Source organism: Polynucleobacter sp. 86C-FISCH, from assembly GCF_018882415.1.
Classification (GTDB): Bacteria; Pseudomonadota; Gammaproteobacteria; order Burkholderiales; family Burkholderiaceae; genus Polynucleobacter.
Map to the genome: position 1 here is coordinate 1,325,399 of NZ_JACVOL010000001.1, position 21,504 is coordinate 1,346,902.

At 47.4% G+C, this 21,504-nt stretch carries 22 protein-coding genes; 19 read left to right on the forward strand and 3 right to left on the reverse strand.

Going from position 1 to position 21,504, the window contains the following annotated elements; genetic code table 11:
- Window positions 1–15 precede the first annotated feature (15 nt).
- The gene (locus ICN10_RS06735) at window positions 16–2,658 is read right to left on the reverse strand and encodes an Rne/Rng family ribonuclease (RefSeq protein WP_216213978.1); all 2,643 of its coding nucleotides are present in this window, start codon (window positions 2,656–2,658) and stop codon (window positions 16–18) included.
- A 464-nt stretch (window positions 2,659–3,122) separates the two neighbouring features.
- Here ICN10_RS06735 and ICN10_RS06740 point away from each other — a divergent pair, with 464 nt between their 5' ends.
- From ICN10_RS06740 to sppA, 3 genes are read left to right on the forward strand one after another with little or no spacing between them, the layout of a single operon-like run.
- Entirely contained in the window at window positions 3,123–4,130 is a 1,008-nt protein-coding gene (locus ICN10_RS06740) for an RluA family pseudouridine synthase (protein ID WP_216213980.1), read from the forward strand.
- 8 nt (window positions 4,131–4,138) lie between these two features.
- On the forward strand, window positions 4,139–4,819 hold the full coding sequence (locus tag ICN10_RS06745; protein WP_216213982.1) for an HAD-IA family hydrolase: 681 nt from the start codon (window positions 4,139–4,141) through the stop codon (window positions 4,817–4,819).
- A 12-nt stretch (window positions 4,820–4,831) separates the two neighbouring features.
- Entirely contained in the window at window positions 4,832–5,779 is a 948-nt protein-coding gene (gene sppA, locus ICN10_RS06750; RefSeq protein ID WP_216213984.1) for a signal peptide peptidase SppA, read from the forward strand.
- Window positions 5,780–5,841: 62 nt separating this feature from the next.
- Here sppA and ICN10_RS06755 read toward each other — a convergent pair whose 3' ends face one another.
- On the reverse strand, window positions 5,842–6,612 hold the full coding sequence (locus tag ICN10_RS06755) for an SAM-dependent methyltransferase (protein ID WP_216213987.1): 771 nt from the start codon (window positions 6,610–6,612) through the stop codon (window positions 5,842–5,844).
- 23 nt (window positions 6,613–6,635) lie between these two features.
- Window positions 6,636–7,232: a Maf family nucleotide pyrophosphatase gene (locus tag ICN10_RS06760; RefSeq protein ID WP_216213989.1), complete on the reverse strand. Its 597-nt coding sequence runs from the start codon at window positions 7,230–7,232 to the stop codon at window positions 6,636–6,638.
- Between the two features lie 43 nt (window positions 7,233–7,275).
- On the opposite strand from ICN10_RS06760, the gene ICN10_RS06765 reads away from it, so the two are divergent.
- The 16 genes from ICN10_RS06765 (at window position 7,276) to acpS (ending at window position 21,504) form a co-directional block, all read left to right on the forward strand.
- The gene (locus tag ICN10_RS06765) at window positions 7,276–7,851 is read left to right on the forward strand and encodes a DUF177 domain-containing protein (protein WP_216213991.1); all 576 of its coding nucleotides are present in this window, start codon (window positions 7,276–7,278) and stop codon (window positions 7,849–7,851) included.
- A gap of 105 nt (window positions 7,852–7,956) precedes the next feature.
- The gene (gene rpmF / locus ICN10_RS06770) at window positions 7,957–8,136 is read left to right on the forward strand and encodes a 50S ribosomal protein L32 (RefSeq protein ID WP_011902241.1); all 180 of its coding nucleotides are present in this window, start codon (window positions 7,957–7,959) and stop codon (window positions 8,134–8,136) included.
- 83 nt (window positions 8,137–8,219) lie between these two features.
- The gene (gene plsX, locus ICN10_RS06775) at window positions 8,220–9,233 is read left to right on the forward strand and encodes a phosphate acyltransferase PlsX (RefSeq protein ID WP_216213993.1); all 1,014 of its coding nucleotides are present in this window, start codon (window positions 8,220–8,222) and stop codon (window positions 9,231–9,233) included.
- The gene (locus tag ICN10_RS06780; RefSeq protein ID WP_216861067.1) at window positions 9,230–10,216 is read left to right on the forward strand and encodes a beta-ketoacyl-ACP synthase III; all 987 of its coding nucleotides are present in this window, start codon (window positions 9,230–9,232) and stop codon (window positions 10,214–10,216) included. Before plsX ends, ICN10_RS06780 begins: the two co-directional genes overlap by 4 nt.
- Before the next feature lie 58 nt (window positions 10,217–10,274).
- Window positions 10,275–11,210 carry an ACP S-malonyltransferase gene (fabD, locus tag ICN10_RS06785; RefSeq protein ID WP_216213995.1) on the forward strand — a complete coding sequence of 312 codons (936 nt, stop codon included), beginning with the start codon at window positions 10,275–10,277 and terminating at the stop codon, window positions 11,208–11,210.
- Window positions 11,211–11,251: 41 nt separating this feature from the next.
- Complete coding sequence (gene fabG, locus ICN10_RS06790) at window positions 11,252–11,995, forward strand: 3-oxoacyl-ACP reductase FabG (protein ID WP_216213997.1); 744 nt, start codon at window positions 11,252–11,254, stop codon at window positions 11,993–11,995.
- 102 nt (window positions 11,996–12,097) lie between these two features.
- Entirely contained in the window at window positions 12,098–12,337 is a 240-nt protein-coding gene (gene acpP, locus ICN10_RS06795) for an acyl carrier protein (protein ID WP_062311190.1), read from the forward strand.
- Window positions 12,338–12,358: 21 nt separating this feature from the next.
- Window positions 12,359–13,606, forward strand: coding sequence for a beta-ketoacyl-ACP synthase II (gene fabF, locus ICN10_RS06800; protein WP_068322121.1), 1,248 nt, complete (start codon window positions 12,359–12,361; stop codon window positions 13,604–13,606).
- Window positions 13,607–13,656: 50 nt separating this feature from the next.
- Entirely contained in the window at window positions 13,657–15,105 is a 1,449-nt protein-coding gene (locus ICN10_RS06805) for a DegQ family serine endoprotease (protein WP_255536828.1), read from the forward strand.
- 136 nt (window positions 15,106–15,241) lie between these two features.
- Window positions 15,242–17,047 (forward strand): translation elongation factor 4, encoded by a 1,806-nt coding sequence (gene lepA, locus ICN10_RS06810; protein ID WP_216213999.1) that lies wholly within the window; start codon window positions 15,242–15,244, stop codon window positions 17,045–17,047.
- Entirely contained in the window at window positions 17,047–17,853 is an 807-nt protein-coding gene (gene lepB, locus ICN10_RS06815) for a signal peptidase I (protein ID WP_216214001.1), read from the forward strand. The genes lepA and lepB overlap by 1 nt, the downstream gene beginning before the upstream one ends.
- 5 nt (window positions 17,854–17,858) lie before the next feature.
- Entirely contained in the window at window positions 17,859–18,650 is a 792-nt protein-coding gene (gene rnc / locus ICN10_RS06820; protein WP_216214003.1) for a ribonuclease III, read from the forward strand.
- A 44-nt stretch (window positions 18,651–18,694) separates the two neighbouring features.
- Window positions 18,695–19,588: a GTPase Era gene (gene era / locus ICN10_RS06825; RefSeq protein WP_216861128.1), complete on the forward strand. Its 894-nt coding sequence runs from the start codon at window positions 18,695–18,697 to the stop codon at window positions 19,586–19,588.
- A 5-nt stretch (window positions 19,589–19,593) separates the two neighbouring features.
- Window positions 19,594–20,328, forward strand: coding sequence for a DNA repair protein RecO (gene recO / locus ICN10_RS06830; protein ID WP_216214005.1), 735 nt, complete (start codon window positions 19,594–19,596; stop codon window positions 20,326–20,328).
- 12 nt (window positions 20,329–20,340) lie between these two features.
- Window positions 20,341–21,084: a pyridoxine 5'-phosphate synthase gene (pdxJ, locus tag ICN10_RS06835; RefSeq protein WP_216214008.1), complete on the forward strand. Its 744-nt coding sequence runs from the start codon at window positions 20,341–20,343 to the stop codon at window positions 21,082–21,084.
- Between the two features lie 27 nt (window positions 21,085–21,111).
- A complete protein-coding gene (acpS, locus tag ICN10_RS06840; RefSeq protein WP_216214010.1) occupies window positions 21,112–21,504 on the forward strand; it encodes a holo-ACP synthase in 393 nt (130 codons plus the stop codon).

Below are 21,504 nucleotides of genomic sequence, written 5' to 3' on the forward strand. Positions count from 1 at the left end.
AAAGCTTTAGATGGCTTAAACCGTTTTTTCTTGGCCGCCGGTTTCAACTAAAACCATTGGGCCGTCAGGAAGCTGAGCAGCAGGCTTAGGCGCTCTGCCTAAGTTATGTGCCACAGGCTCAGCCTGAATCTGATTTTGAGCTTCAGCGTGCTTAGATGAGTCTGTAGCAACCCAGATCATGCCCGCAGATTGCACAACGCTATGCAATGGGGTTTCCTCAAGCGCCTGGAAGGCAACCTTAGGAAGTACTGGAGCAGGCTTGCTAATGACTTCTACTGAGGCAGCAGCTACTACTGCAACAGGCGCTGCTGCTTGGGTAGCTGGAGCTGAGGCAGGTGCAGTGTTTTGTGTAGGGCGATTGGATTGACGTGGAGCACGTGGTGCACGCTCTTGCCTTTCTTGTTTCTCCGCAGCAGGCTTTACATTTCCAAAGCTATTGGCAAGGTTCTGAATCGGCATACTTGCAGATGCACCAGCCATTCCTACTGGAGGGCCCGCAAAAGGACTTGCTGAAGCGGCTGTTGCTGGTGCAGCACCATCGTTACCACCTTCAGTGCGTTCGCCACGTTCACGCTGACCACGACCGCGACCACGACGATTGCGACCGCGACCACGACGCTCTTCACCATCTGCGCCTGTAGTAGCTTCGCTACCTGGAGCAGCTTCTGTTGCAGGTGTTACTGCTGCAGCATTGGCTTGATTGCGATTACCTTCTTGACGTTCTGGCTTAGGACCGTTTTGATTACGATTGCCGTTACGGTTGTTACGTCCGCGATTGTTATTGCCACCTTCTGCTGGAGCACCCTCGGCTGCAGTTGCTGCTGGACGCTCAGTGCGTTCACCGCGTCGGTTGCGACCACGATTACGATCACCGCCATTGCCATTACGGCCTTGGTTGCGGCCACGGTTATTGCTTGGCGCAGGCTTTTCTTCAACCGCTGGAGATGAGCCAAAGAGACTCTTAATAAATCCAAAGAAACCACCAGAGCTTTCTGCTTTTACTGTTTCAGTACGAGCAGGGCGTGGTTGGCTAATTGGCGCTGGTTGTGTTGGTGTAATGCCTTTAACTGCTGCCTCTGGACGCACTTTGACATCAGCATCTTTCTTGCTAACGGTTGTGTCTGTCTCGAGTTCACGAGCAGCTTCTTCAGCCATGACATAACTTGCTTTTTGATCGTCAAGACGTGGGTCGTCATGACGTAAACGCTCTAGTTTGTAATGCGGTGTTTCCAAATGCTTATTTGGAACCATCAAGACGTTCACTTTGAAGCGAGTCTCAATCTTGATCACTTCAGCACGTTTTTCATTCAAGAGGAATGCAGCCACTTCGACTGGTACCTGAGTATGAATCGCTGCTGTGTTTTCCTTCATTGCTTCTTCTTGGATGATGCGCAGAACTTGCAATGCAGAAGATTCAGTATCACGAATGTGGCCAGTGCCGTTACAACGTGGGCAGGTTACATGGCTACCTTCAGACAGAGCTGGACGCAAGCGCTGACGTGACATTTCCATCAAGCCAAACTTGGAGATCTTGCCCATTTGAACGCGTGCGCGGTCATGGCGAAGAGCGTCGCGTAGGCGATTCTCAACATCCTTCTGGGCCTTGCTTGATTCCATATCAATAAAGTCGATAACGATTAAGCCACCCAAGTCACGTAAACGTGCTTGACGGGCGATTTCATCGGCAGCTTCTAAGTTGGTGCGGGTTGCAGTCTCTTCGATATCAGAACCGCGAGTTGCGCGTGCTGAGTTCACGTCCACTGAAACCAAAGCTTCAGTGTGGTCAATCACGATTGCGCCGCCCGATGGCAATGGCACAGTGCGTGAGTATGCAGTTTCAATTTGATGCTCAATTTGGAAACGTGAGAACAAAGGCACGTCATCTTGATAACGCTTCACGCGTGGCAAGTTGTCTGGCATTACAACAGACATAAATGCAGCAGCTTGTTCGTAGATGTCATCGGTATCGATGAGGATCTCGCCGATATCTGGTTGGAAGTAATCGCGAATTGCGCGAATCACCAAACTAGATTCGAGGTAGATCAATAATGGTGCTGAGTTGCCTTTAGCGGCTTCATCAATCGCTTTCCACAATTGCATGAGGTAACTTAAGTCCCACTGCAATTCAGTAGCATCGCGACCAATACCTGCGGTACGAGCGATGATGCTCATACCATCAGCTACTTCTAATTGAGACATGGCTTCACGGAGTTCTTGACGGTCTTCACCCTCAATACGGCGGGATACGCCACCTCCACGTGGGTTATTTGGCATCAAGACCAAATAACGGCCTGCCAAGGAGATAAAGGAGGTGAGGGCAGCGCCTTTTTGGCCGCGCTCTTCTTTTTCTACTTGAACAATAATTTCTTGACCTTCACGCAAGGCATCCTTAATGGAAGCATTGCGGACGTCGATACCCTCTTTAAAGTAACTACGGGCAACTTCCTTGAATGGCAAGAAGCCATGACGTTCTTCGCCGTAATTGACAAAGCAGGCCTCAAGGGAAGGTTCAATACGGGTAATGACACCTTTGTAGATATTGCCTTTGCGTTGTTCACGGCCGGCAGCTTCGATATCGATATCAATGAGTTTTTGACCATCAACGATGGCAACTCGCAACTCTTCTTGTTGAGTTGCATTAAACAACATGCGTTTCATAACACTCTCCTATGGGGGAGGGCGTCGTTGCGCGCTGCGTTAGGGGACAAGTTAAGAACCACTTAGGACTGAGCCTAAGGCGGTTTATGAGTGTGGATCATGCAAATCTAAGCACTTTTTGCTTAGTTCACCCAGTTAACGGTTGGTTAAATCGGTGCCACACTTGACGATCGCCGCAGAGACCTCCTTTAGGTCATCAATGCAGGCGCGCGCCTGAAAACTGTCTTCTAATCGCGGGTCGCGGCATACGGCACACCAACCCTGCGCCTCATTACAACGGGGGAGGGGCAACCCCGGGAGTCTTTTAAAGGGCGACTCCAAGCTCCACGATTCAAACCTGACTTCAGGTTGGTCTCGGGCCAATAAATTGGCTAGAGCGTTGATTATACGGCACAAGTTGCGTGACAATGGGGTATTGTTGAGTCCCTTGTCGTCCCCCGCCGGGGTCACAAGAGAGATAAATCATGAAATCTGAACCCATTTCCAAGCCTTCCAAGGTAAAAACCTCCGCCCCCGCAGCAGTTCACCTCCAGACAATTGGTCCGGAAGAGGCTGGTCAACGCCTGGATAACTATTTACTGCGTTGGGCAAAAGGGGTGCCAAAAAGCCACGTTTATCGAATTATTCGATCTGGCGAGGTCCGGGTTAATAAAAAGCGGGCTGAACCAACAACCCGACTGATTGAGGGTGATGTGGTGCGCCTCCCCCCTGTTCGCATTGCCGAACCAGCCCAAATGGCCGCTGTTAACTCTGCCCAAACCAAGTCTCGGGCACATGGCTATTCAGACAAAATGCCGATTCTGTTTGAGGATGAAGCACTCTTAATAGTGAACAAGCCAGCCGGTTTGGCTGTGCATGGTGGTTCAGGTATTGCTCTGGGCGTCATCGAAACTCTGCGTATTACTCGCCCCGAACTCAAATTTTTGGAATTGGTACATCGCTTAGACCGAGATACCTCAGGCGTTTTGCTTTTGGCTAAAAAGCGAAGTGCGTTGGTTGAGCTGCATCGCCAAATTCGTGAAGGTCAAACCGATAAGCGCTATTACTTGCTTGCACATGGTGAAATTGTTCAGGGCGCGCAAACCATGCAGCTCAAGTATCCATTGCACAAATATCTACTCCCGAATGGCGAGCGCCGTGTGCGAGTTGACCCAGATGGCTTGCCAAGTCACACCGCTTTGCGAGTAACCAAAGTACTCAAGCGTGAAGGAGCTGATATTACGCTTGCAGAGGCTCAACTCAAAACGGGGCGCACTCACCAGATTCGTGTGCACTTGCAAAAATTAGGACACGCAATTTTGGGTGATGATAAGTATGGTTTTGAAGATTTAGATAAGCTGATTAAATCCAAGCGCCTTTATCTACATGCCCATCTAGCTGGATTTACACATCCACGCACTGGCGAAAAGATGCGCATTGAATCACCACTGCCTCCAGAATTTACCGCCATGATGAAAACCTTTGAGCAGTAAAAATAAAAATGCCTCAAACAAATAAATTGAATAGACCGTATGACCTGATTGTTTGGGATTGGGATGGAACTATTATGGATTCCACACCAACGATCGTGCATTGCATTCAGCAGGCTTGTCGTGATTTGGGATTTAAGGCGCCAGACGACACCTTAGCAAGTTCAGTGATTGGCTTGGGAATTCAGGACTCATTGAGAAGAGCAGTTCCTTGGATCGAGCCGATTCATTTTCCAAAGTTGACTGAACGTTTTCGATATCACTACCTAGCAAAAGATCACGAGCTCGATTTGTTTGTTGGCATTCGTGAGCTTTTAGAAGAATTGCATGCTCAGCAATATTTATTAGGGGTAGCTACTGGCAAATCTCGCGTAGGTTTGGATCGCTCTCTCAAGCATCATCAGATTGGCCATCTCTTTCATGAGACCCGCACAGCTGATGAGTCATTCTCTAAGCCCCACCCGGGAATGTTGCTGGAGTTGTCGGATGTCACCCAGGTGCCCACGCGCCGCATGCTCATGATTGGCGATACCACGCATGACTTGGACATGGCCGCTAATGCTGGTGTAGATGCTGTAGCTGTTACTTATGGCGCACATCCACCAAGCACTCTGAAAGAATCGCCATCATTGGTTCATGTTGATGATGTTGCGCAGCTTTCGCAATGGCTTAAAAATAACCTGCAACACTAAGGAAGTAAAAAGATGGAAAACAATCCAAACCCAAATTGGGAGCGTCAGGCTCTAGAGCATCTCTTGCTGGAGAATTTAAAAGAGACTCGTAAAGCGCGTCGTTGGAAGGCTGTATTGCGAGTCCTGACTTTGTTAGTGATCGTGGGTGTCTTGCTATCGATATTTGATTTTCATCTTCCGGGCAAAGGGATGGGGGTTGAAAAACATACCGCACTAGTAACTCTTGAAGGAGAAATCTCCTCGAGTTCAATGGCCAATGCAATGGATGTCAATTCATCTTTATTAGCTGCGTTTGAGAATGAAGGCAGTGCCGGTGTTGTATTGCGCATCAATAGCCCTGGCGGATCCCCGGTGCAGGCTGGCATGATTAATGACGAGATTCATCGTCTGCGTAAGCTTTATCCCAAAAAACCGTTTTATGTGGTTGTGGAAGACATCTGCGCATCTGGTGGTTACTACGTTGCTGTAGCAGCAGATCAAATCTTGGTAGATAAAGCGAGCTTGGTAGGCTCCATTGGCGTGATCATGGAAGGCTTTGGTTTTACAGGCTTAATGGATAAGTTAGGCGTGACTCGCCGCATGATTACTTCTGGCTCTAATAAAGGCATGCTTGATCCATTTAGCAAAGAGGATCCAAAGCAAGTGGAAATGGTCAGAACCATGATTGATGAAATTCATCAACAATTTATTGCGGTGGTTAAAGAGGGCCGAGGCGATCGCTTAAAAGATGTTCCGGATTTATTTTCTGGACGTATTTGGAATGGCGAGCAAGCAGTCAAGATTGGTTTAGTTGATGGTTATGGCACAGTTGATACCGTTGCGCGCGATGTATTTAAAGCGCCAGATATTCTGGACTACACCATGAAAGAGAATTTTGCTGAACGTGTTGCTAAGCGCTTTGGCGCAGAAGCTGGAGCCGCTGCTGGCAAAGCGCTGGTTAAGACGCCTGATTTGAAATAAAAGAAGCAAAAAGCAAAAAGCAAAAAGCAAAAAGCAAAAAGCAAAACTAACGCATTAAAGACTTAGGCCAATAGTAGAAATACTGTTGGCCTATTTTGTAATGAGGCGCATGCGGCTTCATTCGGATAGCGTTTACGCCAGTCTGCAATTGATAGAGTGGTAATCATTTCTGATGGAAGACTCAGGTCTACACCAAGACACAGCAGGCTTTGCGGTGCCAGTGAATTGATACATGCCATCAGCATCGCAGTATTGCGATAGGGCGTCTCAATCCAAATTTGGGTTTGTTGCAATTTGCGAGACTCAACTTCTAGCTGCTTCAGTTTTGCTGTGCGTTCATGAGCGTCATGAGGCAAATACCCCTGAAATGCAAAGCGCTGGCCATTGAGCCCGCTAGCCATTAGTCCTAGCAAAATTGAGCTTGGCCCAACCAATGGCTTAACTTGTGCGCCTAACTTATGTGCTGCTAGAACTAATTCCGCGCCTGGATCGGCCACGCCAGGTACTCCCGCTTCTGACATGAGGCCCATATCGTTTCCGGCAAGTAAGGGTTTGAGTAAATCAGCAGGTTTTACTGAATCGCCATACTTTGCATTGCGCGCTGCACCGCGCCATTCGCTCATCTGCATTTCTTGAATAGTGCAGGCTAATGGTGAAACAGAATCAATTGCTTTTAATAAGGCGCGTGCTGTTTTAGCGTCTTCCACAATCCAATGTTTGAGCTTGGCTGATTGCGCAATCGTTTCCGCAGGAAGCACCCAAGGTAGTTGTTCAGCGCGGCCGTCATCGCCCAAGGTGTTTGGAACCAAATACAGAGTGCCGAGTTTGCTCATAAATAACTTCTTTTATTTTTTACTTAGTTTTTTGATGGAATTGCAAAGCCTGCATCGCGCAGTAGGCCTGTTAATGCAATGAGAGGTAGACCAATGAGTGCCGTAGGATCATCGCTCTTAATGGATTCCAGCAGACTAATACCAAGGCCTTCAGACTTGGCGCTACCAGCGCAATCATATGGTTCTTCGGCCAGCAAGTAGGCCTCTAAGACATTGTCTGGAAGTTTACGAAAGGTGACTTCGGTAGGAATGCATAAAGTAGTTTGGGTATCGCCCTTCATCAGGCATAGAGCAGTGTGGAAAATGACTGTTTGACCACGCATGAGTTGCAATTGCGCTAACGCTCGTTCGAAATTACCCGGCTTACCAATTGCTGCGCCACAAAGATCTGCAACTTGATCAGATCCAATCACCCAAGCATCAGGATGCTCTTTGGCAACTGCAGCTGCTTTTGCATATGCTAGACGCATTGCTAAATCGAGAGTGCTCTCACTAGTGAGAGGTGTTTCATCTGCCTTGGGTGAAATGACTTCAAAAGGAATCCGCAGACGCTCTAAGAGTTCGCGGCGATATTTGGAGGTAGACCCCAGAATCAAGGGTGGGTTTTGGAAACTACTCATCGTGTTCTATGCTTTCTAGTGCCGCTTCATTTAGACTGATGCTATGAATCGTAATCAAGTTTTACCTCAAGTCGAACTATCTTCTGAGCCTAGCGCCTTAAAGAGGATAGATTTTTGTGCCCCTCAATCTTATAAGGGTGCTGGTTTTTTAAGCATCCCGGATCTGCCAAGAGTGGCTGAGGAGGCTTCAACCATCAATCCGGGCGACGGGTTTAACTGGTCGGTTCAAACGCATTTTGAAGACTCACCCGGTAGTGAGTCGCATCAAATCCTCGAATTAGGCCTAAAAGGCCGTCTGCACCTAGTCTGCCAGCGCTGTTTACAGGATTGCGCGGTGGATTTGGAGGAAAAGCGGCGTTTTGTTCTTGTGGCCACTGACGAAGAGGCTGACGCCTATCCCTTGGAGGATGAAGAACAGGAGCCCCTGGTTGTGAGCCAGCATTTCAACCTCCTGGAAACCATTGAGGACGAGGTTTTGCTGTCTTTACCCCTCATTCCCAAGCATCCAGAAGGTTTTTGTGAGCCTCATGCCTCTACTTTCGGGGATGAGGGTGATGAAGAGACGTCAAATGAACGTGAAAATCCCTTTAACATATTGAAAAATATGAAGAAAAACTGAAATCAGTAGCTTTATTTCAATTGTTGTTTTGAGTATGTTTTGTCAATGAATCAAGCATTTAGGTGCTTTTCCATGCTAGAATGTCGCCTTGCTTAGGAGTTCAATATGGCCGTTCAACAAAACAAAAAATCACCTTCCAAACGTGGCATGCATCGTGCGCACGACTTTTTGACCGCACCTGCTACGGCTGTTGAAGCCACAACTGGTGAGGCTCATTTGCGCCACCACATTTCACCTAACGGCTACTATCGTGGTCGTAAAGTTGTTAAAACTAAAAACGACTAATTTTTTAGTCTAAACAGATAGAAGCGGCTCCAGTAAAAGCCGCTTTTTTCTTGGATAAATCACTTGCAGCAATCAATGAGTTTATGAGCGTTACTCTTGCTATTGATGCCATGGGCGGAGATCATGGAGTCGTCGTGACGGTTCCAGCTGCCTGCGATTTTCTAGAAAAACATGCAGATGTGAAGATTGCCTTGGTAGGTGATCCCGATTTAATCAAGCAAGTCTTGAGTAAATCTCCTAAAGCTCCGATGGAGCGAATTCAAATTATTCCCGCTAGTGAAGTTGTCTTGATGGATGATCCCATTGAGGTTGCTTTGCGTCGCAAAAAAGATTCTTCAATGCGTGTTGCTATTGAGCAAGTGAAAGAGGGTGCTGCTGATGCAGTCATCTCTTCCGGTAATACGGGCGCGCTCATGGCGATTTCTCGCTACATCTTAAAAACCCTTGAGGGCGTTGATCGTCCTGCAATTGCTACTGCTATTCCCAATGAATTGGGGCGTGGCACGACTATGCTGGATTTGGGCGCGAATGCTGACTGTGAGCCAATGCACTTGGTTCAGTTCGCTCAAATGGCAAACGTGATGGTGCAAGTGGTGGATGGCAAACAAAACCCTTCGATCGGTCTTCTCAATATTGGTGAAGAAGTGATTAAGGGTAATGAAGTGGTTAAGCAAACCAGCGAGCTACTGCGTCAAACTTCCTTAAACTTTTATGGCAACGTAGAAGGCAATGACATCTTTAAGGGCACTACCGATATTGTGGTGTGTGATGGCTTTGTGGGTAACGTTGTATTAAAGGCTAGCGAAGGCTTGGCTAAGATGATGAGTGGAATGATTCGTGAAGAATTTAATCGCTCATTGATGACTAAGATTATGGCTGTTTGCGCAATGGTCCCTTTGCTCAGAGTGCGTAAGCGCGTTGATCATCGTCGTTATAACGGTGCGGTATTGTTAGGGTTGCGCGGCTGCGTGATTAAGAGTCATGGTTCCGCGGACAGTTATGCATTTGGCTTTGCTTTGGACCGTGCTTATGAAGCAGCTAAAAATCGCATGGTAGAGCGCATTGCCGCAGCCTTTGTAGTGGAGACAAAAGTATGAGTATCTTTGCAAGAGTAGCTGGCACTGGAAGCTATCTTCCTGAGCTGCGTCTAACTAATCAGGACTTGGTAGAGCGCCTCGCCAAAACTGGCCTGGAGACAAGCGATGAATGGATTAAGACGCGTAGCGGAATTTCTGCACGTCACTTTGCGGCCGAGAATGAGCTCACAAGCGATCTAGCGGTAAAGGCTGCAGAGGCCGCAATCAGTAGCGCTGGGATTACCTCTGAAGATTTAGATCTCATTATTTTGGCCACTTCTACACCAGATCATTTGGGTGGATTTCCAAGCACTGCTTGTGTAGTTCAAGATAAATTAGGTGCGCATACTTCTTGTGCAGCATTTGATGTGCAGGCGGTTTGTGCCGGCTTTACTTATGCGCTTGCAATTGCAGATGCTTTTATTCGTTCTGGCTCATACAAAAAAGTTTTGGTGATTGGTGCTGAAACCTTCTCGCGTATTCTGAATTTCCAAGATCGCGGCACATGCGTTTTGTTCGGTGATGGCGCTGGAGCGGTTGTACTCGAGGCTTCCAAAGAAGCTGGCATTCTTTCTACCGCATTGCATGCTGATGGTAGTCAGCGCGATATCTTGTGTGTTCCTGGTCGTGCAGGCAACGGAGAGGTGCACGGTTCACCGTTTATGACGATGGATGGTCAAGCAGTATTTAAGTTGGCCGTGAAAGTTTTAGAGCAAGTCGCTCACGAGGCGCTTGATAAAGCCAACCTCAAGCCTGAGCAAATTGACTGGCTAGTTCCGCATCAAGCAAACATTCGCATCATGGAAGGCACTGCCAAGAAGATGGGCATGTCCATGGATAAAGTGATTGTGACTGTGCACGAGCACGGCAATACTTCCGCCGCATCGATTCCGTTGGCATTAGATTCTGGTGTGCGTTCCGGACAAATTAAGCGTGGCCAACATCTTTTATTAGAAGGTGTTGGTGGTGGCTTTGCTTGGGGCGCGGTAGCCATTAAATACTAAGAATAATTTACTTTTATTTATCTATCCCTTTAATTTCTTTCATTAGCGAATTAATCACATGACATTTGCATTCGTATTCCCCGGTCAAGGTTCTCAATCTGTTGGCATGCTCAACTCCATTGCGCAGCGTCCAGAAGTACGTACAACATTGCAAGAGGCATCTGATGCCTTGAGTGAGGATGTCACAAAGCTTATTGCTGAAGGTCCTGCTGAAGCATTGTCTTTAACAACCAATACTCAGCCTGTGATGTTGACCGCAGGCGTTGCCTTTTATCGCGCCTGGTTAGCTGCCGGTGGCGCTGCCCCTAAGGTCATGGCGGGTCATAGTCTTGGTGAGTATTCTGCTTTGGTTGCGTCCGGCGTAATCTCGTTTAAAGATGCTGTGCCTTTGGTACGTTTTCGTGCTGAAGCAATGCAAAGCGCCGTTCCAGTCGGTACTGGCGGTATGGCTGCTATTTTGGGTTTAGATGATGCAACCGTGATTAAGGTTTGTGCTGAGGCAAGCGCTGCTTCTGGTGGCGTAGTTGAGGCAGTGAATTTCAATGCGCCTGGACAAGTCGTGATTGCTGGTGCAAGTGATGCCGTTACCAAAGCATGCGAGTTATTAAAAGCGGCCGGTGCTAAACGTGCTTTGCCGTTGCCAGTATCCGCACCATTTCATTCTTCTTTATTGCAGCCTGCTTCAGAAAAGCTTCAAGGCTACTTAGCGAATATCGAATTTAAAGCACCGAACATTCCTGTTATCAATAACGTGGATGTTGAAATCTTGAATGATCCGGTTGTCATTAAAGATGCTTTGGTGCGTCAAGCAGCTAAGCCTGTGCGTTGGCAAGAAACGATTCAGGCGATGGCTGGTCAAGGCATCACTCAAGTGGTGGAGTGCGGCCCTGGCAAAGTATTGGCTGGCCTTACCAAGCGGATTAATGATCAAGTTACTGGCGTGCCAGTGTTTGATGAAGCTAGCTTGACTGAAGTTCTTGCAAGCCTTAAATAAAATCCAGATTACAGAAATAAATAAGACAGCGGAAGACAAATATGAATCTCGACTTAAGCGGACAAATTGCCTTAGTAACTGGCGCCTCACGCGGTATTGGTCAAGCAATTGCGGATGAGTTAGTAAAGTGCGGCGCCAAAGTCATTGGCACTGCTACTTCGGAGAGTGGTGCTAAAGCCATTGATGAGCGTCTGAAAGCTTCTGGTGGTGCAGGTGAGGTATTGAATGTCACCGCACCAAATGCTTGCGAAGAAATTATTGATTTGATCGTTAAAGAATATGGCGGCATCAATATTTTGGTGAACAACGCTGGCATTACGCGCGATAACTTGGCGATGCGTATGAAGTCCGATGAGTGGACCGATGTGATTGATACCAACTTAAGTTCAGTCTTCCGCCTTTCTCAAGCGGTGATGCGTCCGATGATGAAGGCTCGTGGCGGCCGCATTATCAATATCACCTCTATTGTTGGTCATATGGGAAATCCTGGTCAGGCAAATTACGCAGCTGCAAAAGCAGGCGTTTCTGGCATGACTCGTGCCTTAGCTCGCGAAATCGGTAGCCGTAACATCACCGTGAATTGCGTGGCTCCTGGATTTATTGATACTGATATGACCCGCGCTTTGAGCGAAGAGCAGCAAAATGCCCTAAAAGTGAACATTCCTTTGGCTAGATTGGGTAGTCCTGAGGATGTAGCCCAGGCAGTGGCATTTTTGGCCTCTCCGGCGGCTGGTTACATTACGGGTAATACCCTACACGTCAATGGCGGACTATATTTAGCCTAACGGCAAAGCAAGGATTTGATCATTTTTAGGCGAATTTGCTAATTCGGTCCGCCAAACTGATAAAATCCTTTTCATCGTTTTTTACAACCCCTGGGGAAATTAATGGACAACATCGAACAACGCGTTAAGAAAATCGTCGCTGAGCAATTAGGCGTCGCAGAAGCAGAGATCAAAAATGAATCTTCTTTTGTGAACGACTTGGGCGCTGACTCTCTTGACACTGTTGAGCTGGTTATGGCTTTGGAAGATGAATTCGGCATCGAAATTCCTGACGAGGAAGCTGAGAAGATCACCACAGTTCAGCTCGCGATCGACTTCGCTAAATCAAAAGCTCAGGGTTAATTCCCTAGCCTAGGTATTACTGTGTCAGCATCAAATGGCCGACGCCGGGTAGTAGTCACCGGCCTTGGTCTCATCTCACCTGTTGGTAATTCAGTTGATGTAGCTTGGTCTAATTTGCTCGCGGGCAAATCAGGCATTGCTACCATCACCAAGTTTGACCACACTCCGCTTAGCGTTCATTTCGCTGGAGAGGTGAAAGATTTCAACGTTGAAGAATATGTTTCTGCCAAAGAGGCGCGCCATATGGATACCTTTATCCATTACGGTATCGCTGCTGGTACGCAAGCTCTTCGCGACAGTGGTTTAGAGATCACAGAACAAAACGCCGAGCGCGTTGGTGTCATGGTTGGCTCCGGTATTGGTGGCCTCCCAATGATTGAGGAAACAGGCGCTGAGCTCTTGGCTCGCGGCCCTCGTCGTATTTCACCTTTCTTTGTTCCAGGCTCAATCATCAATATGATTTCTGGTCATCTCAGTATTTTGTTTGGTCTCAAAGGTCCAAACGTGGCTGCGGTGACTGCTTGTACAACGGGTTTACACAGCATTGGTTTGGCCGCACGTTTAATTCAGTACGGCGATGCTGATGTGATGGTTGCCGGCGGTGCTGAATCTACTATCTCTGCTTTGGGTGTTGGTGGTTTTGCTTCTGCGAGAGCACTCTCCACACGCAATGATGATCCTGCAACTGCATCACGTCCTTGGGATAAAGACCGCGATGGTTTTGTTCTTGGCGAAGGTGCTGGTGTTGTAGTGCTTGAAGAATACGAGCACGCAAAAGCACGTGGCGCAAAAATTTATTGTGAGCTACTCGGCTTCGGTATGAGTGGTGATGCGTATCACATGACTGCTCCAAATATGGATGGTCCACGTCGTTGCATGGTCAATGCAATGCGCGATGCCAAACTCAACCCAGATCAAATTCAATACTTAAATGCTCACGGAACTTCTACACCGCTAGGTGATAAGAATGAAACTGAGGCGATCAAGGCAGCTTTAGGCGATCACGCCAAAAAGGCTTTAATTAATTCCACTAAGTCGATGACCGGCCACCTTTTGGGCGGCGCTGGCGGCTTAGAGTCTGTATTTACGATCCTGGCCCTCCATAACCAGAAGTCGCCACCTACTATCAATATCTTTAATCAAGACCCTGAGTGTGATTTGGACTACTGCGCCAATACCGCTAGGGATGTGAAGATAGACCATGCAGTCAAAAACAATTTTGGCTTTGGGGGTACTAACGGTACCTTGATTTTTGGCAAACTGACCTAATATTCTAAGTATCTCCATTGTTGGTCTTTACCAAGTAGGTCTATAGCATTATGAAAAAGTACTTAATTGCGCTCATGACTATTTTTAGTCTTGGGCAGTTTGCATTTATTCAACCTGTCTCCGCACAAAATCCTCGGGTAACGATTCCTGATTTTGCTGATTTGGTTGAGCGTGCCAGTCCAGCGGTCGTGAATATTCGCACCACTGAAAAAGTGGTGGTGCAGCAAGCTCAAGGCGGTATTCCTGGAATGCCTGAGGATCAAGCAGAATTCTTCCGTCGTTTCTTTGGGGTGCCCATTCCCGGAATGCCAAATGGCCCAAAACAAGCGCAACCAAATCCCGGTAAGCCGCAAGAAGCAGATCGTGGTGTTGGCTCTGGTTTCATTATTGAATCCAATGGATTAATTTTGACAAACGCGCATGTGGTTGAGGGTGCTACAACTATCTATGTGACCTTGACTGATAAGCGCGAGTTCAAAGCAAAGTTACTCGGTATGGATAAACGTACTGATGTTGCTGTTGTCAAAATTGATGCTCGCGATTTACCTAAGTTGCCTTTGGGCGATTCTTCAAGAGTGCGTGTGGGTGAGTGGGTTCTAGCAATTGGTTCCCCGTTTGGCCTTGAGAATACGGTCACCGCAGGGATTGTGTCTGCTAAGAGTCGTGATACTGGCGACTACTTGCCTTTCATCCAGACGGACGTGGCGGTTAATCCAGGCAACTCTGGCGGCCCTTTATTAAATACCGCCGGTCAGGTGATTGGCATCAACTCACAAATCTTTAGTCGCTCTGGTGGCTATATGGGAATTTCATTTGCTATTCCGATTGATGAGGCAATGCGTGTTGCTGATCAATTGCGTACCAATGGCAAGATGACGCGTGGTCGTATTGGTGTTGCTTTGGGCGAGATGACCAAAGATGTTGCTGAGAGTTTAGGTTTGGGTAAACCGCGTGGCGCATACGTTCGTAACGTTGAGCCAGGTGGACCAGCTGCTGCAGGTGGAATTGAGTCCGGCGATGTGATTCTGAGTTTCAACGGGCGCGATATTGCTAAATCAACTGACTTACCAAGAGTGGTTGGCGAAACAAAGCCGGGTACTTCAGCTCCAGTGCAAGTTTGGCGCAAGGGTGGTACTCGAGATTTAACGGTGACCGTAACTGATGCCGAGTCTACTCAGGCGGCAAATAAGAAGTCGGATGCCCCAGCTCCAAATACCAATAGCGCAAATGCTCTAGGTGTGGCTGTGAGTGAGTTATCCGATAGTAAAAAGAAGGATTTGAATATCAAGGGCGGGGTTGAAGTGACCGGCTTAGGTGAAGGTCCCTTGGCCAGAGCCGGAATTCGCCCTGGAGATGTCATTATTCGGGTTGCTGATGCTGATATTACGGGCGTTAAGCAGTTTGAGGCCTTGGTTAAGGGCCTAGATGCTAACAAGGCCGTCCCGGTCTTTATACGCCGTGCTGATAGCACTTTGGTAGTCCCTGTAAGGCCCAAATAACCCTATTTTGGGTCTAGAAATGGGGTTTGGCGCCTTTTGGGCGCCACCCATTACAATCACTTTAAGACGACTTTTTGCAGCGCATCATTGTGGTGCGTTCTGACAAGGCGTTTTTTGAATGACCTATTAAGACGCTATGGATTTAATCCGCAATTTTTCTATCATCGCCCATATCGATCACGGCAAATCGACGCTTGCTGATCGCATTATTCAACTGTGTGGCGGTCTTTCTGATCGCGAAATGGAAGCTCAGGTACTCGACTCAATGGATATTGAGCGTGAGCGTGGCATCACGATTAAGGCGCAAACCGCTGCTTTGAATTACAAAGCCAAAGACGGCAAGATTTACAACATTAACCTGATTGATACCCCGGGCCACGTCGACTTCTCCTACGAGGTTAGCCGTTCTTTATCTGCCTGTGAAGGTGCTTTATTAGTTGTTGATGCTAGCCAGGGCGTTGAAGCGCAAACAGTTGCTAACTGTTACATGGCTCTTGAGTTAGGCGTTGAGGTTGTTCCGGTTCTCAATAAGATTGATTTGCCGCAGGCTGATCCTGAGCGCGCGAAAAAAGAAATTGAAGATGTGATTGGTATAGATGCTTCAGAGGCCGTAACCTGTTCAGCCAAGACAGGTCTAGGTGTTCAGGATGTGATCGAAGAAATGATTGCTAGAGTGCCTCCGCCAAAAGGCAACGCAGCAGATCCACTACAAGCTTTGATTATTGACTCTTGGTTTGATAACTATGTTGGTGTTGTCATGCTGGTGCGCGTTGTGAACGGCACTTTAAAACCAAAAGAAAAAATTACTTTAATGGCCAACGGTTCAAGCCATTTAGTTGAGCACGTAGGCGTGTTTAGTCCGAAGTCGGTAGATCGCCCTGAGCTATCTGCTGGTCAAGTAGGCTTTGTGATTGCCGGCATTAAAGAATTAAAGGCTGCTAAGGTTGGTGACACCGTCACGCATTCTCCTGGACAACAAGGTCGTGTTCCTGCGTCTGAGCCATTACCTGGATTCAAAGAAGTTAAACCGCAAGTGTTCGCGGGTTTATATCCAGTTGAATCGAGTGAATACGATCAGCTACGCGAGTCTTTAGAAAAGTTACAACTCAACGATGCTTCGCTCTTGTATGAGCCAGAGGTATCACAAGCGCTTGGATTTGGCTTCCGTTGCGGCTTCTTGGGTTTGTTGCACATGGAGATTGTGCAAGAACGTTTAGAGCGTCAGTACGGCATGAATCTCATCACTACCGCTCCAACGGTGGTGTACCAGGTAGAGCAATCGGACGGTTCAATTATCTCTGTAGATAACCCGTCGAAGATGCCTGAGGCTAGCAAGATCAATACGATTCTTGAGCCTATCGTGACAGTCAATTTATACATGCCCCAAGAGTATGTGGGTGCGATTATTACTTTGTGCGTTGGTAAGCGCGGCATTCAGATGGATATGAATTACCTAGGTCGCCAGGTCAAGCTTACTTATGAGCTACCAATGGCTGAAATCGTTTTAGACTTCTTTGACAAAATGAAGTCAATCTCACGTGGCTATGCCTCGATGGATTACGAGTTCAAGGAATATCGTCCCGCTGACGTAGTGAAAGTCGATATCCTGATTAATAGCGAGCGGGTAGATGCGCTCTCCGTAATTGTTCACCGTAGTAATAGTCAACATCGTGGTCGTGAGGTTGTGGCGAAGATGCGCGGCATCATTCCTCGTCAAATGTTTGATGTGGCTATTCAGGCGGCGATCGGTAGCAATATTGTTGCTCGTGAAAACGTCAAAGCATTACGCAAGAACGTTCTGGCTAAGTGCTATGGCGGTGATATCTCCCGTAAGCGCAAGTTATTAGAGAAGCAAAAAGAAGGTAAGAAGCGTATGAAGCAGGTGGGTAATGTGGAGATTCCACAAGAGGCCTTCTTAGCTATTTTGCAGGTGGAAGATTAATGAACTTTGCTCTAGTCCTTTTTATCCTGGTGATTATTTCTGGCATCGCCTGGGTCGCTGATAAATTGCACTTTGCTCCGCAAAGACGTTTGGCAGGCAATGACCGCATGCCTTTATGGCTTGAATACACCGCAGGCTTCTTCCCGGTTATATGTGCTGTATTTGTATTGCGTTCTTTCATTGCTGAGCCATTCAAGATTCCATCGGGCTCAATGATTCCGACTTTACAAATTGGGGATTTCATTTTGGTAAATAAATTTACCTATGGAATTCGTCTACCAGTGCTCAATCAAAAAGTAGTCGACCTAGGCACGCCTAAGCGTGGCGATGTCGTGGTGTTTCGCTACCCACGCGATGAGTCAGTGGATTACATTAAGCGCGTAGTGGCCCTGCCAGGTGATGAAATCACTTATGAAAATAAGCGCCTGACCATAAATGGCCAACCATTGCAATACAGTGGTGGCGAGTCTTATCTCGATCCAGAGAATATGCGCTATGCCAAACGTTTCACGGAAACTTTCCCCGCAGACTTGGGCGGCAATCGTCATGAGATCCTGAATGACCCAGATCGTCCGGCTACTGTGTTCCCGACCGAGCGTTTTCCAGGATCTGAATTCTGCCAATATCAACAGTCAGGTATGACTTGTAAAGTGCCAGCAGGCCATTACTTTGCGATGGGTGATAACCGCGATAACAGCGCAGACTCTCGTTACTGGGGCTTTGTGCCAGATAAAAACATTGTAGGTAAAGCTTTCTTTGTATGGCTTAATCTCGGTAATCTTGGTCGCATAGGCGGATTCGAGTAAATATCATGAATGCGCGCGCCGTTATCGAAACTGGACCGCTGCAAGAGCGCCTCGGCTACACCTTCAAGAAGCCCGAGCTACTGAATCAAGCTTTAACTCATCGTAGTCATAGCAAGAAAAATAATGAGCGTTTGGAGTTTCTGGGTGACTCTATTCTCAATTGCGTAGTAGCAGAGATGCTTTATGAGCGCTATTCCGATTTGGATGAAGGTGATTTGTCTCGCGTGCGTGCGAATTTGGTAAAGCAACAAGCTTTATATGAAATCGCCCAAACCCTTTCCTTGTCAGACTACTTGCGTCTAGGTGAGGGTGAGTTGAAGAGCGGTGGATTTCGTCGCCCCTCAATCTTGGCAGATACCCTAGAGGCGGTTACTGGCGCTATCTTTATGGATGGTGGATTTGAAGCGGCCAAGGCAAGCTTGCGCAAGCTCTACTCCATCATCTTGGAGCATGTTGATCCAAAAACTTTGGGCAAAGACGATAAAACACTTTTACAAGAATGTTTGCAGAGCTATCAGTTGCCTTTACCAGCATATAACGTTACTGGCACTACTGGCGCAGCGCATAACCAGCAATTTGAGGTGGAATGTTTAATTCCTAGTCATAAGGTGGCGGTCAAAGGCGAAGGCGCATCACGTCGCGCTGCTGAGCAGGCTGCAGCTAAGTTGGCTTTGATTGCGATGTTAAAAGCTTTGCCACAAGAATCTCGTAAACCCAAGAAAACTCGGTCAGCGAAAAAGAAAGCAGCAAAAAAAGAAGTGGCCGAAGAGCAGTTCAATCTTAAGCTGAAGGGCTAATCGTGTTTAGATGCGGCACCATCGCCATTGTTGGGCGTCCTAATATGGGTAAATCAACCTTGCTCAACGCTTTGGTTGGTCAAAAGATCAGTATTACTTCACGCAAGGCTCAAACTACACGCCATCGTATTTTGGGAATCCAGAATCGTGAAGAAGCTCAGTTTATTTTTATTGATACGCCAGGTTTTCAGACGCGTTTGATGAATACCCTAAACAAAGCGCTTAATCGCACGGTAACGACTGCATTGCAGGATGTGAATGTGGCTTGCTTTGTAGTTGAGGCTGGTTACTTTGGTGAGGATGACAAAAAAGTTTTGAAGTTGCTCCCAGATGATTTGCCGGTAGTGCTTGTACTTAATAAGTTGGACTTATTTAATAGTCGCTTTCAGACTCCATCAGAGCGCGATCAGGCTTTGCTGAACTTCATTAAAGATATGGCTCGCCCTTGGTGTGAGTTAGGCGGTCACGAAGACCAAAAATGCGAGTTTGCTGAAATTGTACCGATGAGCGCTAAAAGCCCAGGGGATATTGAAAGATTGCTAGATGTGCTTGAGGGTTATTTGCCTGAAGCGCCAGCTGTATACGATGGCGATACCATCACTGATCGCAGTGAGCGATTCTTGGCTGCTGAGATTTTGCGAGAAAAAGTATTCCGCTTTACTGGCGAGGAGTTGCCTTACACCAGCACGGTAGTGATCGATCAGTTCAAGATGGACGGTAAGATGCGCCGTATTGCGGCAACCATTTTGGTTGATCGCGATAGTCATAAGGCCATGATCATTGGTCAAAAGGGCGAGCGCCTTAAAAAGATTTCTACTGATGCCCGTATCGACATGGAAAAGCTCTTTGATGGCAAGGTCTTCTTGGAGACCTGGGTTAAGGTCAAGCGTGGCTGGGCTGATGATCGCGCTGAATTGCGGGCGCAAGGGTTGGAATAAATTCAATGGCCTCGATTCGAGTTGCTGACGAACCTGCTTTTGTATTGCACAGCATCCCCTATAAAGAGACTAGCTTAATTCTGGATGTATTTACACGGCAATATGGCCGCATGGCTTTAATTGCCAAAGGTGCTAAACGTCCGCATTCGACGCTAAGACCTGTATTGCAGCGCTTTCAGCCATTGCTGGTTTCTTGGAGTGGTAAATCTGAGCTACGTACCTTAACGAAGTCAGAGTGGGTAGGTGGCATGCCTTCTTTGGTTGGCGATGCCTTACTCTGCGGCTTCTATTTGAATGAATTGCTTGTAAAGTTTTTAGCGCGTGAAGATGATTACGAAAAGCTTTATGACCGCTATGCAGAAACGATTAACGCCTTATCAAATTTAGAGTTTGAGTCCAAAGGTTTAGAAGAAATCCTACGTCCTTTTGAGTTATCACTCTTGCAAGAGACTGGTTATGCTGCAGCATTAGATCGCTGTGTTGAGACTAATGAAGTTCCTTTGGCTCATGAGCAATATGTTTATCAGCCTGAGCGTGGTGTTCGTCCCGTCCAGGTCGATGATCCGGGACACTGGCCAGTCCTGACTGGAAAATCCTTATTGGCGATTGCAGTTGGTGATTTTTCCGATTCAGAGACACTTTCCGAAAGTAAGCAGTTAATGCGTTTTCTGTTGGGCCTACATTTGCAGGATCAAGTTCTCACCACGCGTCAAATTTTGATTGATCTGAAGAAAATCTAGTAATCTACAGAGATGAGCAGCCATCCAAGCCTTGAACTAGGCATCAATATTGACCACGTCGCCACCTTGCGTAATGCGCGTGGCACGATCTATCCCGATCCATTAAGGGCAGCTGCTTTGGCTGAAGAAGCAGGCGCAGATCTCATCACTCTTCATTTGCGTGAAGATCGTCGTCACATTAAAGATGCCGACCTATTGGCTTTACGCCCACTCATTAAAACCCGCATGAATCTCGAATGCGCAGTCACTCCTGAGATGATTGACATTGCCTGCCAAGTAAAGCCGCATGATGTCTGCTTAGTCCCAGAAAAGCGTGCAGAAGTGACAACTGAAGGTGGATTGGATGTCTTAGGTCATTTCGATGCAGTAAAAGCAGCCACAAAGAAATTGGTCGATGCCGGCATTCGGGTGTCATTATTTATTGATCCCGAAGAGAAGCAAATTCAGGCGGCTAAAGATGTGGGCGCGACTGTAGTTGAATTGCATACTGGTCGTTACGCTGATTTATCGGGTGCCGATCAGGCGAAAGAATTGGAGCGCATTCGGAAGGCTGCAGTCTTTGGAAAAAGTATCGGGCTAAGAGTCAATGCCGGTCATGGTTTGCACGAAGGCAATGTGAAACCTATCGCAGCAATAGCTGAATTATCAGAGCTCAATATTGGCCATGCTATTGTTGCTGAGGCCCTGTTCAAAGGCTGGCAAAAGGCAATCATCGATATGAAAACCTTGATGGCTCAGGGTAGAGCGCTCGCTTAAGAATAATCAATCGCTACAAAATAAAAAATGATCATTGGTATCGGCACAGACATTCTGCAGATTGAGCGCTTACAAGCGGCTTACGACCGCACGAATGGTCGCTTAGCCGAAAAAATTCTGGGTCCAGATGAGATGCTGGTATTTCAGCATCGTCTCGCCAGAAATCATAAGCGGGGCATTGCTTTCCTGGCTACACGTTTTGCCGCCAAAGAAGCTTTTTCAAAAGCAATCGGGCTTGGCATGAGAATGCCGATGACTTGGCGCTCGCTTCAAACTTTGAATGAGCCGAGCGGCAAGCCGGTAACGAGCTATTTAGGTGCGCTGGCGCAATTCATGCAAGAAAAAAATTGGGAAGCTCACGTGACTGTGAGTGATGAGCAAGATATGGCAATTGCGCATGTAATTGTTACTCAAAAATAA

Excerpts from the sequence above, each read along its gene's own strand:
- fabD (WP_216213995.1), top strand. The coding sequence starts at position 10,275 with ATGACATTTGCATTCGTATTCCCCGGTCAAGGTTCTCAATCTGTTGGC.
- plsX (WP_216213993.1), top strand. The coding sequence starts at position 8,220 with ATGAGCGTTACTCTTGCTATTGATGCCATGGGCGGAGATCATGGAGTC.
- ICN10_RS06780 (WP_216861067.1), top strand. The coding sequence starts at position 9,230 with ATGAGTATCTTTGCAAGAGTAGCTGGCACTGGAAGCTATCTTCCTGAG.
- recO (WP_216214005.1), top strand. The coding sequence starts at position 19,594 with ATGGCCTCGATTCGAGTTGCTGACGAACCTGCTTTTGTATTGCACAGC.
- lepA (WP_216213999.1), top strand. The coding sequence starts at position 15,242 with ATGGATTTAATCCGCAATTTTTCTATCATCGCCCATATCGATCACGGC.
- ICN10_RS06765 (WP_216213991.1), top strand. The coding sequence starts at position 7,276 with ATGAATCGTAATCAAGTTTTACCTCAAGTCGAACTATCTTCTGAGCCT.
- ICN10_RS06735 (WP_216213978.1), bottom strand. The coding sequence starts at position 2,658 with ATGAAACGCATGTTGTTTAATGCAACTCAACAAGAAGAGTTGCGAGTT.
- ICN10_RS06740 (WP_216213980.1), top strand. The coding sequence starts at position 3,123 with ATGAAATCTGAACCCATTTCCAAGCCTTCCAAGGTAAAAACCTCCGCC.
- ICN10_RS06805 (WP_255536828.1), top strand. The coding sequence starts at position 13,657 with ATGAAAAAGTACTTAATTGCGCTCATGACTATTTTTAGTCTTGGGCAG.
- ICN10_RS06745 (WP_216213982.1), top strand. The coding sequence starts at position 4,139 with ATGCCTCAAACAAATAAATTGAATAGACCGTATGACCTGATTGTTTGG.
- fabG (WP_216213997.1), top strand. The coding sequence starts at position 11,252 with ATGAATCTCGACTTAAGCGGACAAATTGCCTTAGTAACTGGCGCCTCA.
- acpS (WP_216214010.1), top strand. The coding sequence starts at position 21,112 with ATGATCATTGGTATCGGCACAGACATTCTGCAGATTGAGCGCTTACAA.
- pdxJ (WP_216214008.1), top strand. The coding sequence starts at position 20,341 with ATGAGCAGCCATCCAAGCCTTGAACTAGGCATCAATATTGACCACGTC.
- rnc (WP_216214003.1), top strand. The coding sequence starts at position 17,859 with ATGAATGCGCGCGCCGTTATCGAAACTGGACCGCTGCAAGAGCGCCTC.
- acpP (WP_062311190.1), top strand. The coding sequence starts at position 12,098 with ATGGACAACATCGAACAACGCGTTAAGAAAATCGTCGCTGAGCAATTA.
- ICN10_RS06760 (WP_216213989.1), bottom strand. The coding sequence starts at position 7,232 with ATGAGTAGTTTCCAAAACCCACCCTTGATTCTGGGGTCTACCTCCAAA.
- lepB (WP_216214001.1), top strand. The coding sequence starts at position 17,047 with ATGAACTTTGCTCTAGTCCTTTTTATCCTGGTGATTATTTCTGGCATC.
- era (WP_216861128.1), top strand. The coding sequence starts at position 18,695 with ATGGGTAAATCAACCTTGCTCAACGCTTTGGTTGGTCAAAAGATCAGT.
- sppA (WP_216213984.1), top strand. The coding sequence starts at position 4,832 with ATGGAAAACAATCCAAACCCAAATTGGGAGCGTCAGGCTCTAGAGCAT.
- ICN10_RS06755 (WP_216213987.1), bottom strand. The coding sequence starts at position 6,612 with ATGAGCAAACTCGGCACTCTGTATTTGGTTCCAAACACCTTGGGCGAT.
- rpmF (WP_011902241.1), top strand. The coding sequence starts at position 7,957 with ATGGCCGTTCAACAAAACAAAAAATCACCTTCCAAACGTGGCATGCAT.